The organism is Desulfolithobacter sp., assembly GCF_054025815.1.
In genome coordinates this window covers 122,300-137,383 of the sequence record NZ_JBPMMS010000034.1, presented here as the reverse complement: position 1 = coordinate 137,383, position 15,084 = coordinate 122,300, and the positions used below count along the sequence as shown (strand labels likewise).

Sequence of the window (15,084 nt, the reverse complement as noted above, 5' to 3'; positions counted from 1 at the left end):
GGGCTGGACTGGAGAATATTTTCTTTCGCTTCAGGGACAGTACTTTTTTCCATGTTTTTCAAGTGTACGGACAGGACCTGTTTGCCGCTGTAACAGGCCGTTGAAAAACTACCACGCTTTTCAACAGGTGGGTAAAGGTCCATTTGTCAATTGATAACCGCAATCCCCCCCGGGGAGCCACCCAGCTCGATAATTCCTGCGATCCTGCTCGTTAAAGGGTCAATGATGGTCAAACCCTGTTGCTCCTCGTTCCCGACATAGATCCACCTGTTGCGCCTGGCCTCGGCCAGTTCCAGTGGCCGACCTGAAAGGGAAATGGTCCGTGTCACTCCAAGCTGTCCTGGGCTCAGGATAGACAGGGACCTGGAACCGTGGTTGGCGACATAGATCAAACCTGTAGTGGCAAGGAATCGGCGGGGCCCGTAACCCACAGGAACACGACTGCGCTTCCTGTTTGTTTCAAGATCATGGACAAGTATCGAGTTGGCACCCGATTCGGCGATGTAAAGCAGGGTGTCCTTGAAAAGAGCCAGACCCTCGGGCCGGTTACCGGTGGATATGGTCCGGACAGTAGTCAGGGTCGCCGGATCAAGGAGAACAACGGTCTGGGCCATGCCGAGACTTACGGCAAGCAGATTCATCTTTTCGAGGTAAAGCACATAACAGGGTGCGTAACCGACCCGGACCCGTTGATCGATATGCCCGGAGACCATGTCCATGCGCAGTATATATCCCCGGCCCCGGTCAGCAATATATCCCCAGCGCCCGTCGGGGCTGATGGTCATGTGGACCGGATCTCCGGTCATGGGGAGGGGATATGTTTCCACCACGCGGTTGGCACTGGGCGAAACCCTGCTTATCTCTTTTTTCCGGCGGCTGAGCACATACAGGGTTTCCTGCGGATTTCCGGGATCAGGTACGAGTGAAACCGGTTCCCCCTGCACTCCAAGGGAATCGTAAACCCAGTTTTTATCCGTACGGATCATGAACAGGGTGTCAAGCTCCGGGCAAACCACATAGGCCACGTCAGCGATGAGATGCCGAACATCGGAAGCTGTACTGATGGCAGGGTGTATCCTGCCGTCAGCACCGATGGAGTCCCTGATGTTCCAGGTGAGAAAAAGAGAGCGTGAGTCTCCCGGTCCCACGTAGAGTCCCTGCCGTAAAAACAGTTCGGTTTGCTGGACTGCCAGAGGCAGAGGCGAGCCATTCAGCCGAAACTCCTCAATGGTGATCCTCAGCCGGGAATACCTTCCCCGGGTCAGGGGAGACCTGGTCAGGAAGTGCTGACCACTGCTACCTTTTTTGTATGAAACCGTGAACGGGCCACTGTTCAGAGGCTGCCACTTTCCTCCTGTCGCAAGGATCTCCAGGGAACGGATGGAGAGTTGTATGTCCGGGTCTCCTTGCTCGACCAGGTTGAGAAAAACGGAAATCCGCCCCTGCCGGGCACCAGATGCCGGGCTGTAGGAAAAGCCGCTGTTCGCTGAAGGTGTGCATGAGCTCAGGCCGACGGCCACCGCAAGCAGCAGGACCAGGAGGACGACCCGGAAACAGTTTGTGTCAAAGGAGGATGAAGGCATTGTTGTCATCATGGTTTCGCTCCTGTTACGGCAAAAGCGGCAACAGAAAAGCCAAGGATGTGCAGGATACATCCCTGCGCACGTATTCCAGTCCATCCACAATGTATCTCTCCGAAGCTGAGACACAGGGCTTTCATCTTCAGTAGTACTGCTTGACCCACACCTGTAATCGATTAGAAAGTCTGGCCGTGAACATGGCACTGGTTACACGGAATCGGCGGAGGATTCATGCCTCCACCGGGATGACACCATCCGCACTGTTTCTGGACATAAGGCCGATCGCTTGCCAGATGATGAATATACTCCCATTTGTTTCTGGCTCCGGTGGAGTACTGGTAACCTGGCAGTTGGGCCTGGGTGGCGTCATAGTCATCCATGTGGCAGTTACGGCACAGATAACCCCACTGGTTTGAATTTGAGCTGGTTATCGAGGCGGCTGTCCCGGTGGCATCGGTCAGATCTTTACCGTTGACACGCCGGCGCAGAAGCCTGATGTTTGGGGCTCCATGGGGCTCATGGCAATCAGCGCAGGAAAGAACATATGTCGATGTCCCGCTGTATGGCGCTTTGATAGTATCTCCTGGACTGTCCCCTGCGGTTCCGTGTTTATCACCGCCTGGTCCCCAGTCGATCTGGATGACTGTTCCCAGCAGAGTCGAAGTTATGGTAGTCGTGGTGTTGTGACAATCGGTACAGAAACCGACATAATCCGGAGTAGCGGCCCGGCCGCTGATCGCATCGCCACTGCCATCAGGTTCCCGGGTGGTGGCGGTGTCGTTGCAGAATGGTGGTTCATAACTGGTGTTGAACGCATTGTCCATGGTCTGGGTCCAGAGGGAAAAATGGTCCGCAGGCTTTGAAATGGCCGAAAAAGCGGGATCTTTGGTATTGGCCATATTTCTTCGGGCAAGATGCGGGTTGTGGCAGGCGCCGCATGGATTTGAATCATTGCTGAACCAGTTGAACTGGTTGCGGGAGAAAGTCCAGATATCGTAAAGATTGTGATAGGACTGCTGGTTCATTGCGTCCATGATGGAGGTGGGACCACTGCCGAAATTGTCGCAGCCAAAGGTCTCGCTGTAATCCCTGTTTTGTACAACCTGGATCGAGGCCGTGGAGTTGTGGCAGGAAAAACAGAAGTTGTCTGATTCGATATAGGGCCCTGTTTGCGCAGCGGTATTGAAGTTCGGCGCAAAGATTTCATAGGCGGCCGGACCATTGGTCGGAAAAGGTTCTGCCCCATTGACCGAGGCGTGCTGCTCGTGGCAGTGGGCACAGTTACCCCGGGAATAACCGGCCCCGGATGGAGGCTGATCACCGATGGTGGGCCTATAGACTCCGCTCATAGCCGAGCCGTGGGCTGAATTCATGTAGGGACCGGCCTGGAGCCCGGAAGGCGCGATAATACCGAGGATGAACAGGATGACAACAATAGCTGCTGCTCTGGGCCGCTTTACTGAACCGGTGATGAGTGTCTTTGTATCTGTACAATCCATTTCCATCAATCCTTGGTGGTATGGCAGACTGCGCAGCCGTTGAATCCTGCGGCAGGCCACGCTTTATAGTCCCAGCGCAGTATGCCGCTGTACGGTGTCCCGTGGGCGCGGTGACAGGAGAGGCACATCACCACGGCATCGTTTGGGGTCGTGAAGACAGTTGTATTGAGGGTTGTCGAGGTATCCTCGGTGGCCACCGGTGATATGACACTGTAGAGGTTGTTGGTCCCGGAACCACCGTTGTATTGCCGATATTCGGTGGAAGACATGGCGCCGGACATATCGAAGTCTGTTGGATGCCGAAGCCAGACTCCGGTCCCGAAGGTGGTGGCCGAGGCTACGGACCCGGAGCCATCATGGAAATTCCGGTGGCAGCGGGCACACAGGGAGCTTATGGTTCCTGGTGCCTGGTCGGTTTCCGAGGTCCGGTCACGGCCATAATACTTGTTATGCTGCAGGTAGTCCGGATGAAATTCGTATGCCGGATCTCCCAGCCCCTGTATGGATTCCAGAAAACGATAGCTTTTTGCCAGGGTGGTTCCATCCTGCCAGATCGTATGATCCTTGTAGTGATGCCCACCCTTCATGGAAGATACCTGGTCGCTGGTGGCCTGTCGGCCGTGACAGCCCGAAGTACCCGCACATCGGAGCTGGGTGTTGAAAGTGCCGTCTCCGCCTGGTGGCTGGGTCAGAGTGGCGTCGGGTGCGGTGATGCCGGACACGTTATGACCGAACCGGTCGTCAACCAGGGTGCCGGCTGAGGCGACCCAGTAGAAGTTACCGCCGGCCAGGGTGTTGGCCGTGGTTTCGGTACCGGTCACTCCATACATGGGCGGATTGGTGTCAAAGACATAAGGGGTGTCGTTGAGACCGTTGTTGGTCCCGGTATGACAACCGACGCAGTCCGATACCAGCAAAGCACTGTTGGGGCTGGTATTGTCGGTGACCGGAAAGTTGTTCTGGGAATTATGCATGGTGTGGCAGTTCACGCAGGGGCCTGTTACCCTGGCGCCGGCCACGATCGGTATGGCCATCAGCACGAAAACAGCCCAGCAGATTTTATGGCGCATCATATGGCCCCTCCCTATCGGCGGAAAACCTCGACTCTGGCATTTCCCTCATCGACCACACAGAGTCCGCCCCACGGGTCAAACCGGAGCTCTATGGGATAGTAAAGCTGCCCCTGGGCAATACCACCGCGCAAAAACCGATATTTGAATTTTCCGTCCCTGTCGAATACGGCAATATCACGCCGGTGCCGGTCAAGGACATAGATGTACCCGGACGGACCCACCGCGAGCGAGACAGGGAAGTTTACCTCGTCACCAAGCTCCAGCACCTGTTCCACCCGGCCATCCGGGTTAAAGCGCTGGATGGTTTTGTTACGCTGATCCAGGGCCCAGATCTTGCCGTTATAGACCTTGAAGTCGACAAATCCCCAGGGACAGTTGTCGCAGGAAAAGAGTCGGCGGGAAACCAGGTCGGCGGTATATTCGATGATATTGCCGGTGGCCTTGTCGAGAACCAGGATATTGTCCCTCAGTGGTTCTATCCGGTCCGGATAGATCAGTTCACCCTGGTATCTCAGGGTATGGGGGACGACCTTTCGGGCCTTGATGTCGATATAGCTGAGAGAGTTTTTGCCCTTTTCCACCACCCAGATTCCGTTTTGACCGGTCCGGATAATGTCAAAGGGGATATCAAGGGCTTTGCCGGCATTGAAAATGTGCAGAAGTTCGCCCCGGCGATCAAAGGAAAGCAGCCGGTTACGGCCGGAATCGACCACGTAGTAATGCCCCTTGTCAGGATCTATATACATGGCGGTGGGCATGATCATGGCGTCTTTGGGCACACTTTGTTTGAGAACAAGGCTCCAGCGCCAGGGCGAGCCGGCGGTTACCGTTACTGTATTATACGTCAAAAGCAGGGCCAGAGTCAAAAACGGTCCCGTTATCCAGGCTGACACTCTGATCTTCATCGCACGATTACCTCATCGTTGTTCCGCAGCGGCGGAATCACGCAGTGACATTGTTGGGTTGAGGAACGAAACCCAACGATATTTTTCTGATCACCAGCAAAACTGATGGCCTCGCAAAAAGTCCGATCTACGTTGGGATAGCTGGTCCAGCCACATTGCTCAGTAGGTTTTATGGCAGAGCACGCACAATGCCTTCTTCCCTTCCTCTATCAGGTGATATTTATGCTCGGTTCCCATGGGGTTGTGGCAGGACACACAGGTCACCATCTGGCCGGTGTTCGAATCCAGAACCTCGGGCCCGACCGGATGGGTGAATTTCCCCTGGTCCTCGTGACACTGGACACAGACATCATTGCCATTACCCTTGAGAAGAGCCAGGTCCCGGCCTCCGTGCGGCAGGTGACACTGGCTGCATTTTTTGACCGGCGGATGCTTGGATTTGCTCTTTTTGTAACCGGCCATGGTCTCTTCATGACAGTTTATACAGAGCAGCCGCTCCGGTCCCTTGAGCAGGGCCCTGTCATTGCCGGCATGGGGCGAGTGACAGTTCAGACAGGAGTTGCCGCCGTTTCTGGTCATGTGACTGTGAGGGGCATATATTTCGCTTTTTATGTTTTCGTGACAGGTCAGGCAGGCTGTCATGGTGTTGCCGCCCGAGGTGTCATGACAGGAAGCGCAGCCTTCCTCGTACGGTTTGTGGAGGATATTGCGTACCAGAGCCGGCCTCTCGCTGCCATGGGGATTGTGGCACGAAAGGCAGTTGTTGAGCTGTCCGGGATAACCCTTGTGTTTTTGAGCCAGCAGGGAAGTGCTGTGACAGGAAGTACACAGGGCATCCGGTTCCTGCTTCAGAAGCTCGAGGTTGTCGGCACGGTGGGGCCGGTGGCAGGACATGCACTGTCCGTCGGCAAAAGGCTTGTGGGTGTTTTTGAATTCCCTGGGCAAAGCCTCGTGACAGGCAAAACAGTCCTCGGCCAGATTGTCACGGATCAGGGCCTTCTGGTTCGAAGCGTGAGGGGTATGACAGACACTGCACTGACCTTTTGACACCGGTTCGTGGACAAACCCCTGCTCAAAGCTGTTTTTTTCTTTTTTATGACAACTGTAACAGAGGATATCTTCACGGTTGCGCAGCAGGCCGGCGAACCGGGCAACATGAGGATTGTGACAGGTGGCGCACTGAGAACCGGCGACCGGTTTATGCACATAGCGCGCCTGAAACCGCCTGGCATCATGACACTGAAAACAAACCTCTGCCGCCGGGACTGACAGCGGAGCCACGCTTGACAAACCAATGATCAGAATCAGGCTGAAAAAGAGTTGGCGTAAAATCATTTACCCCTCCCTTTGTGACAGGGTTTGCAGGTTCCCTCGACAAACGGTGTATGACCGACCGGATAGAGCAGGCCTTTTTCCGGGCTTCCATGGGCGTCGTGACAACTTACACAGGAACCCGCCCCGGGCTTGATACCTGAGTGGGCTGCAAGAAAGTCCGGGGTTTCACCTTCATGACACCGGACGCAAAGTTCTTCCGGACGGGAGTTGATCATTGCCGGTTCATCGGAACCATGGGCCCGGTGGCATTCCATGCAGTTCTTCACGGCCGGTTCGTGAATCACACCCTTACGCCAGTCCCTGGCCACCTCGGTGTGACAGGTGAGACAGAGCATGGGTTGTCCTTTTTTAAGAATGTGCTCGTGGGGGGAGCCATGGGCCGCGTGGCAGCTGATACAGTTTTCATCCACTGCCGGCTTGTGCACCACCGCTGTATTTTTGATGGTAGTCTGCACATCTTCGTGACAGGAAAGGCATATCTTGCCTGGTTTTTGCCGGATGACATTGGCGTAGTCGGCGGCGTGCGGTGCGTGACATGCGTCACAGCGGCCCGTAGCCACAGGTTCATGGGGACGGATCGCCTCTCCGGACTGCTGGATATTCTCATGACAGGAGAGACAGAGAGCACCGTTTGTCCGGGATGCCTTAAGATATTTTTCCTCCGTGGAGCCGTGCAGGCTGTGGCAGCCCACGCAGTTGCCGGTTGCAAAGGGACGGTGGAGGCTGAACCTTCCCTGTTCGTCCGACTCTTTTTTGTGACAGGATAAACAGAGTTGCTTCTGTTTTTGGACAAGCAGCGAAGGATTGTAGGATCTGTGCGGCTGGTGGCAGGTATCGCATGCCTTGCCGTTTGCGGGCTGATGCGAGGCCGGGCTTTCTTCATAGAGCCGTGATTCATGGCAGGAAAGACAGAGTTTTTCAGGCTCGACTTTAAGCAGATTTTTTTCAGCCGCAGCATGGCCACTGTGACAGGCCATGCAGTTACCGGATGCCACTGGCTGGTGAACACTTTTGATGATTTGTACTTTTCTGGCCCCGGTGTTGTCTGTTTCCATGGAATCGGCAACAGGAGTCTCTTCCACCTGATGGCAGGAAAGACATATCTTCTCCGGCTCTTTTTTCAGTAAAAGCTCAGCGTCACTGGCGTGGATCGCGTGGCAGGATGTGCACTCTCTGTCCATATAGGGTTTGTGTCCGCTACCGGGTCCTCCCGGATCGGGAGATGTATGGCACTTCAGGCAGAGATTGTCCGGTGTGTCCACGGTCAGAATTGTACCCTGCTCGACCTTATGGCAGCTGCCGCATTCTCCCTTCTTGACCGGCTGATGCAGATTGCCGCGGAGCAGAGACGGTTGGTCAGCGGCATGCGGCGTATGGCAGCGCAGGCACCCGGTGGTAACCGGATAATTGCTGTGGGCAGAGACAAAGGTTTTTTTGTCCACCTCGTGACAGCTTTTACACTGGGTATCCGGCTCCTGATCAAGAAGGGCTATGTGGTCGGACTTGTGCGGGTCATGACAGGTTCGACACCCTTTGGCAAGCGGTTCATGAACAAATTTTTTCTCAAAGCTCGTTCGGTCATGGCAGGAGTAACAGTTTTCAGGGCCCGTGGTTTTAAGAAGAGCGGGGTTTGGACTGTTATGCGGGTCATGACAATTGGAACATTTTCCCGGGCCGGCAGGATCATGGGACGATTTCTGGCCGGGATCCGGGCGCATTTTGTCGTGGCATACATAGCACAGAGAAGGCTCTTTCTCGCGCAGAAAAAGTCCTCCAATGAGACCGTGCGGCAGGTGACAGGAGCTGCACTGGTGTTCAGCCACGGGTTTGTGGACATTGCCCTGCAACAACTTTTCTCCCATTTCCGGGTGGCAGTCCAGGCATGTTTTGGCCTCGGCCTTGGTTGCCTGCCTGGTTGTCTGCACGCACGAAATCAGCAGGATGCCAGCCGCCACTCCCAGCAGCACCAGTAAATCTTTTGCGGATATTCTATTTTTCATCGGTCGCTTCCATTTCTTCTCTTAGCTTCTGCCAGACCTTGTCATTGACCTCTATAGTGGACTGAGCCCGCAACCTGGCGAGGAAGGCCTCTCTGGCTGCGGCCAGCTTTTTCTGATAGAGCTTGTCACGGATATGTTCTTTAACCCGGGTAAGCGACATTGCCCTGGCCGGTTTTCTTTCCACCAGCTGCAGCATCGTCACATGGTCCTTGACCGTAAAGACCGGACTGACTTCACCGTTTGTCAGCTTATCGACCACAGCTTTGACTTCCGGTTCCAGGTGATTGTACGGAATCTCACGTACCGGAACCGGGTGGCCAAGGCGCTCCCGGGCCACCTCCATGAAATCTCCTCCCATCGCCACTTCGGTCCACAAAGCGGTGAGAGAGTCCTGGGTCCCTTCGACAATGGCCATCTTGATGATTTCCGGCTGGGTGAACTCTTTTATGTTATCCCGGTAGTATTCTTCAATTTCTTCTTCTGTTACCCGTGCTTCCGGGACAAAGAGCCGCTCTTCGAGACTTTTGATCAATCGATGCTGGCAGTAAAAGGTATAAACTCCCTTCAAGGGATCCTTTTTCTCATAGCCACGGGCAAGCCCTTCCCAGGTGGTCAGGGTCTGATCGATTATTCCGTTTAAGACCTGTTTTTTGAAATCAAAATCGCTGTCCTGGTTGAAGCCGTTCTGCTGCCTGAAGCGCTGCAATCGGCGAACCTGGGCCATGAACTGTTTTTCGGTCACGGATCCGCGGTCTGTGGATATTACTGGATCGTCCCCAAAAGACTCGTCAGGAGCATTGAGGTCAAGACCGTCCAGTTTTTCCTGATCAATGGTTACCTTATATTTTTTTCTCAGTTTTTCAAGCAGTTCCCTGGTGCGGACAGATTCCTGTTCTTTCCAGAGAACGTCCCTTATCGACTTTCGTACCTGAGCAAAATCTTCTTTGCTGCCTTCCTTTTTGTCCTGCAGCCGCAGGACGACAAAGCCTTTCTGCCACACCACAGGAGAAGAAAATTGACCTTTTTTGAGGGTGTGAATAATTTCAAGCCATTCCGGATTGACACCCACCGGCCTGTACCACCTGGTCTGCAGGGATACCAGTCCTTCTTTGCCGATCTGCAGACTGGAAAACTCTTCATCAGCGGCCACCCCGTTCTCAAACTTCCCGATAACCTTTTCAGCCTCTTCCCGGGTATGGAAGAAGAGGATATTCAACTGATACATGGGCGCGTACTGCTTCTGGTAGCGCTGCCACATCGCCTCGTCGCTGACATCGATTTTCCGGTCGACCTCCTCGGCCTTGAGCATCATCAGAGTTCTGGCCTTGAGAAAGGTGAGCACTTTTTGACGATAGGCCGGATCCTCGTACAGCTTCATTCTTTCCGCTTCCCGGTACAACAGGGTCCAGTCGATAAAGGGATCCGGAGTTGCGGGGAGTTGCTGGTCCTCTTCCCGCCAGTTTTCCCACCAGGTCATGAAATCGTCGGTAGTATATTTTTCCCGGTCGATGGTGACCAGGGTGTCGTCCCGGAACCAACCTGCCTGGCTCTGAGAGATGACCATCAGCAGAGTGATGCAGCAAATGAGGATGGTTCGGGTCAGGGTGTAGGGCATGATGCGAGTCCTTTCTGTTGCCATAGAGTTATTATTTCCCGGGCCATACGTTTCGAGAGCCCGGAAATGGTGTTTATACGCCCAAGATGCAGGACAGTATGGTACTGTGATCCCTGGCGCCGATAATAGGTGGACCAGAGGGAGGCTCCGGTTCCGCCATCGTACAGCCTGAGGATCAGCGAGAGTTCCGGTTCCATGTAGACCCCTCTTCGAGGCTCCTTCATGGAAAGGATTTCACCGCTGATGAACATTGTCACCCCCAGCCGTCCTCCGATAATTTCCAGTTGCTCCCTGGTCGGCAACTGACCGGGATAGATCATCAGCTCCTGGTACAGTTCCAGGATATCACCTTCCGGAACAATTTTGCATGGTCCCGACGCCACAAGTTCGGAGATAAAAATTTTATAGAAAATATTTCCGCCCTGGGGGTAGTTGCTTTTGTTGGATATCGGCAGCAGGGCCACTCTGCACGATGCGTTTTCCGGCAGCGGCGCAAACACATTGAGTGTTGGTCCCGAGCGGGCACAACCACCAAGGACAACCAGAACACACAGTATGAGCGGACGAAGATGAAGGGTCACGGTTCAGAACTCCTCCACCCATTCGGTTTCCATTTCGATATTTTCGTCTTCCGGCTCTTCCATTGGCCGCAGCTGCAGCAGATCGCGAACCCGGTGCCGGGTTTTGTTGCCAAGCATGTCCTGCGCCATGATAATACATTCAATGGGACCGGCGCGCTCTTCTTTTCCTGTCAGGTTCAGGACCACGGTTGTCGGCAACTCTTCGCCTTCAATCGTCTCGAGTAACCGCCCGTCAGGGGCAAAGAATTTCATCCACCAGTATTCAATGGGTGTCAACTCCAGGTTATCCACATCAACAAGAAGCTGTCCAGTCTCTTCTGTAACCTCCAGGACAATGTCGGGTGGCTGGTGACGATAGATGACCCAGGCCTCGTCCGAGGATTCCCGTCCGGCCCGGTCCCACACCCTGAAGACAATGCGATAATCGCCATCCGGCGCCATCCCGCCAAGGCTGGTTTTACCCCGCCAGGTCAATCGTCTTGGGATATGCTCGGAGGCGCCCTGGAGGACAATGACCTCATCCTGGTCATCCAGGACCATGATCTCCCAGCGGACCACCGGCTCCGGGTGAAGGAGTTTGGGGATAATAATCAGTTTGTCGTTGAAATAGAGCTCTCCGTCCATCTTTTTGGCCACCAGGTTGAGCTTGACCTCCGGAGGATCGGTATCCACACTGTAGGAACCGATCAACAGGCTCTGCGAGGAACCATCAGGCCAACGGACATCCAGGGTCACCGCGTATCGGCCTCCTTCCCGCTGGGCCGGCCAGGTGGCGGTAAAGTAGTACTTCTCCTCGTCCAGGAGCAGGGGATACTCACTGTCCCCTACCCTGGCGACAAGAACAGGATGAACAGGGTTTTCCACCTGCTGGCGGTACAATTTGACCTTACAGGAGATATCTTCTCCCGGCCGGGCGTATTGCGGTGCCAGTTCCACAGAGTCCATGTTGAGTTCCCTGCTTTCCGCAACGACCGGCAATTTTTTGACCGGGATCGAGTCAAGCAGGCCGGAGAATAGGTCTTCGTAGAGGTCGACCGGGGCTTTCGGGTCGTGAAGTCCCAGCAGGGTGAGCTTGTCAGCAAAATAGAGGTCCAGGACATTGGACCAGACCGTGGTCCTGTCTGCCGTACGAATCATCTGCAGGCTCAGGCTGATGGCCGGGCCGGGCTTGTCTTTCAACTCGCATACTGTACCGATAATTGTGAACTCGCTTTTCAGCTCTTTTCTCACCAGGGATATTTCGTAACTGGTTAGACGCCCCAGAGTCCGGATCCGGTGACGGACGAGGAAGCGCATGATCGTTTCTTCATCCACCAGTTCAAAATCAAGTTGTTCCAGATGCCGGCGCAGCTGGGCAGTGAGTTCCATGTTGACCCCGTTGGCACCCCTGGACAGGTCCAGCAGCGGAAAAAGAGCTATGGTCTGGGCCCTGCCCGGCAGCGGCCACATAATGGCAAAACAGAGCAGAAGGACCAGTATGTGTGCCCGGGTTCTCATCTTTTACCTGGGAATGGTGGACAGCATATTTTTCAGGAGATTGACAGTAAGTTGAAAAGAATCCAGCGGGTTCAGGCCAAAAAGGCGGTCCGACAGAGAATAACCGCTCATGGTGTCACTCACCCTCCACAGCACCAGGGCCGAGGTGGTATCGAGCAATTCCAGGGTCAGGGAAATTTCCGGGTAGCTGAACGAGCCCTGGCGCCGCTCCCCAAGACCATTGACGGTTCCAAGTATAAGGCCCTGGACCCCCAGTCTCTGTCCGAGCCGTTTCACCAGCGGAGCGTCCAGCGGGGTGTCCTGGTCGATGGCCAACTCCTGCAGGGCACTATCGACGATTCCCTTGTCCACCACATCAAAGACGCCCATGGCAAGAATCTGGGTCGCGGCTATGTCGCGTATCCGTTGAGCGGCGAAGTCATCCTGGGTGTTGTTTTCAAAGGGTAGCACCGCAACCCTGGTTACGTATCCCAGGTCAACCCCCTCGCGCACAAATGTTGTTGTGCTCGTTGATTCCATAGTGGCACACCCGTGGAGCAGAAGAAACAGAACAGAAAGTACTGAGTAGATTATCGTCTTTTTCATGATCAGAACCTGGCTGTAAGGCTGGCATTGATGGCCCAGCTGTTTTGGTCGTCCGTCAACCGGTAGTAAGCAAGGGATTGCAGGGTCAGGTATCGGCTGATATTCCAGCTTAAATTGGTGTTCAGGCTGTGGTCGGTGGCTTCCTGGTTCCAGTTGGTCCGGTAACCGACAGTAACCTGGGTTTTTCTTGTCCGGAGAATGGAGAACTTGGAGTCGAACAGCAGACTCTGACTGTCGTCCTCCTGGTTGCCGTAACCCTGGGAACCATTCATCTGGAAAGAAACCAGGTCAGATGGCCGCCAGTTGATATTGAGAGTCGCTTTTCCTCCTGAGTCCGTATTGCTTGTTATGGCCGACCAGTCAAGGGAATTACCGGCGTAATCCGCGACCAGATCAGCGGTGAGGCCGGGACGTAATCGTGCTGTCAAGCTCCAGCGGACACTGAAAGTTTCCTCTGTGTTTGCCTTGTCTGCCTCGTTTTTGTTGAAGGAAACATTTATGTCCAGGGAGGACTCCAGGTCCGGGTACAGGACGGCGGAGGTCAGCAGCGTAATGGTGTGATTACTGGACTGCCTGGTGCCATCCTGGTAGTTCTCGTTACGGGTGACGCTCAGGCTGGTGTCCAGGGTTTCCGTGGGAGATGAACGAATGTTGAGCCCATATGAACGGGTTGTGGTATCGGTGGTGTCGGAGTTGATTGTATCCGTATTGTTGACCGTCAGGGTAGGCGCGAAGTACCTGCTTGGCTGCCAGCTGAAACTTGCCGACTGAAAGAAACGGGTCCGGTCATTGCCCAGGTTGAATTTGGAACTGTCCCAGACCAGGGAATAGGAGAACCGGGTATTCACGGAGGGATCAAAGCGGAAATTCAAATCTGTCAGATACTTTTCCTGGCGCTGGAAGTCTGTCACGTTGTCACCGGTCGAGGTTACTGTCCTGAAGGCAGTGATCTCAGTGACCGGAATATCGGCGGTGGCCGGCCAGGCCGTAACCACAAGCTTCATGTAAATGGCCTGTATACCGCCGGTGATCACTTCGTACCTGTTGTCTGTCTGATTATAAGACGTCGAAGGATTGACAAGAACTCGTTGCCAGTTTGTCCCGTTATCACTGGTGTACAGGTCCCAGCGCAAGTCGGCGACCTGGCTCACGGAAGTGGCATCAAGCTGTGTGGTGTACACATGGAGGAGATCGACTCGCTGGTAATCTGTTCCTATGCCGAGGTTGACCTCCTGGCCCGGGGTTATGGTAAACGCGACCGTGTTGGAGTTACCGTCGATAAGGGCCGGGTTTGCGGGCAGGCTGGAGTCTTCGGGAGTGTCGTCCACGCCGGCCAGCCCCTGGGACAGGGTCAATGAAATATCAATGGTCTGACCTGCTGCCACGATGGCGGAGAAATCCGTGGTCGAGTGAGTGATTTGCTCGGAGATTGAAAATTGGCCCCGATCATCGAAGAGCATGCGACTGTACTCCAGACGGCCGAAGTGTTTTTTTTCGTAATAGGTCGAATTTTCGACCGAGTCGTTCCGTTCCTGCTGGTAATACGAGTAGTATGAGTTGACCCCGCCGTACCGCCAGCCAGCGGTTATTTCCGTCCAGGTACGGTCGTTGTCAACCAGGTGAATGGTTTCATCGTCGCTGAGGTAGTTCTGGCCATGGGAAACGGATAGAGTAGGCCACCAATCGTATTGCCAGTTGGAGGTCAGCGAGGCTTCCCAGGTCTGGTCGGTCTGTTTTTGTGATTCGACATTGGTGGTCTGGTTGACAAGTCCGTTCAGCTCGGCCTGAAAGAGATCGTTACGGACCAGAAAATTGGCCGTGGGAGAGAGGGTTTCATATACGCCGGTGCCAGCGGTCCAGGTTCGGGAGTAATTAATGTTGGTGTCCAGGGTGATGGCATCACTGATACGGGGGTTCCATTGCGCATGGTACCTCTGGCCAAGGGAGCTGACCCTGTCCTGGTCGTCCTGCCCGGTTTCGCTGAGCCTCCAGGATGCGTCAAGCCCGAGAAGTTCTGAATGGGCAGAAGGTGGACATGAGAATATGCCCAGGTCGAGGATAAGAAAAAACAGCATGGACAGGAATAGACTTCCTGCAGGCATTGCCAGAGACAATTCAGGTCGGCGGCAGACACCTCTACTGTCGCTTTCCGGCCCGGATAATCCGGAGTTGATATCGGTATGCGTCCTGGTCACGATTGCAGCGCAAGGCGAGAGAGCGCTCCTCCGGCGAGCTTTTTCCAGCACCTGAACGGCCCTGTACTGCGTGCCGGCTGGTGGCTACGGCTGAATATGTTCTGCCCACCAGCTGATGTGGCCAGCGAAAACGAGCAGCAGGTTACGGAAATCGTGCCCTAAAAAAGCCACCCCCTCCAGCCTTGGCAGGAAGGGGTGGCTTGTTTTGCCGGAGTCCAA

The 15,084-nt window shown here is 54.6% G+C and carries 11 protein-coding genes; all 11 read right to left on the bottom strand.

All coding sequences use genetic code 11. The features are described 5' to 3' along the window. Positions 1-146 precede the first annotated feature (146 nt). On the bottom strand, positions 147-1,595 hold the full coding sequence (locus ACXJJY_RS08795) for a hypothetical protein (RefSeq protein WP_456387069.1): 1,449 nt from the start codon (positions 1,593-1,595) through the stop codon (positions 147-149). Positions 1,596-1,756: 161 nt separating this feature from the next. Then, positions 1,757-3,079: a hypothetical protein gene (locus ACXJJY_RS08790; RefSeq protein WP_456387067.1), complete on the bottom strand. Its 1,323-nt coding sequence runs from the start codon at positions 3,077-3,079 to the stop codon at positions 1,757-1,759. A 5-nt stretch (positions 3,080-3,084) separates the two neighbouring features. Next, the gene (locus ACXJJY_RS08785; protein WP_456387065.1) at positions 3,085-4,152 is read right to left on the bottom strand and encodes a cytochrome c3 family protein; all 1,068 of its coding nucleotides are present in this window, start codon (positions 4,150-4,152) and stop codon (positions 3,085-3,087) included. Between the two features lie 11 nt (positions 4,153-4,163). Then, complete coding sequence (locus ACXJJY_RS08780) at positions 4,164-5,057, bottom strand: NHL repeat-containing protein (RefSeq protein ID WP_456387063.1); 894 nt, start codon at positions 5,055-5,057, stop codon at positions 4,164-4,166. Positions 5,058-5,216: 159 nt separating this feature from the next. Then, positions 5,217-6,392 (bottom strand): cytochrome c3 family protein, encoded by a 1,176-nt coding sequence (locus tag ACXJJY_RS08775; protein ID WP_456387061.1) that lies wholly within the window; start codon positions 6,390-6,392, stop codon positions 5,217-5,219. Further along, on the bottom strand, positions 6,389-8,254 hold the full coding sequence (locus ACXJJY_RS12995) for a cytochrome c3 family protein (RefSeq protein ID WP_498040274.1): 1,866 nt from the start codon (positions 8,252-8,254) through the stop codon (positions 6,389-6,391). Before ACXJJY_RS12995 ends, ACXJJY_RS08775 begins: the two co-directional genes overlap by 4 nt. 127 nt (positions 8,255-8,381) lie before the next feature. Then, a complete protein-coding gene (locus tag ACXJJY_RS08760) occupies positions 8,382-10,031 on the bottom strand; it encodes a peptidyl-prolyl cis-trans isomerase (protein ID WP_456387059.1) in 1,650 nt (549 codons plus the stop codon). Next, complete coding sequence (locus ACXJJY_RS08755; RefSeq protein ID WP_456387057.1) at positions 9,992-10,588, bottom strand: hypothetical protein; 597 nt, start codon at positions 10,586-10,588, stop codon at positions 9,992-9,994. The genes ACXJJY_RS08760 and ACXJJY_RS08755 overlap by 40 nt, the downstream gene beginning before the upstream one ends. Before the next feature lie 3 nt (positions 10,589-10,591). Continuing rightward, a complete protein-coding gene (locus ACXJJY_RS08750) occupies positions 10,592-12,085 on the bottom strand; it encodes a hypothetical protein (RefSeq protein WP_456387055.1) in 1,494 nt (497 codons plus the stop codon). Positions 12,086-12,088: 3 nt separating this feature from the next. Further along, positions 12,089-12,670: an LpoB-related protein gene (locus ACXJJY_RS08745; protein ID WP_456387053.1), complete on the bottom strand. Its 582-nt coding sequence runs from the start codon at positions 12,668-12,670 to the stop codon at positions 12,089-12,091. A 2-nt stretch (positions 12,671-12,672) separates the two neighbouring features. Beyond that, a complete protein-coding gene (locus tag ACXJJY_RS08740; protein ID WP_456387051.1) occupies positions 12,673-14,745 on the bottom strand; it encodes a hypothetical protein in 2,073 nt (690 codons plus the stop codon). Between the last annotated feature and the right edge of the window lie 339 nt (positions 14,746-15,084).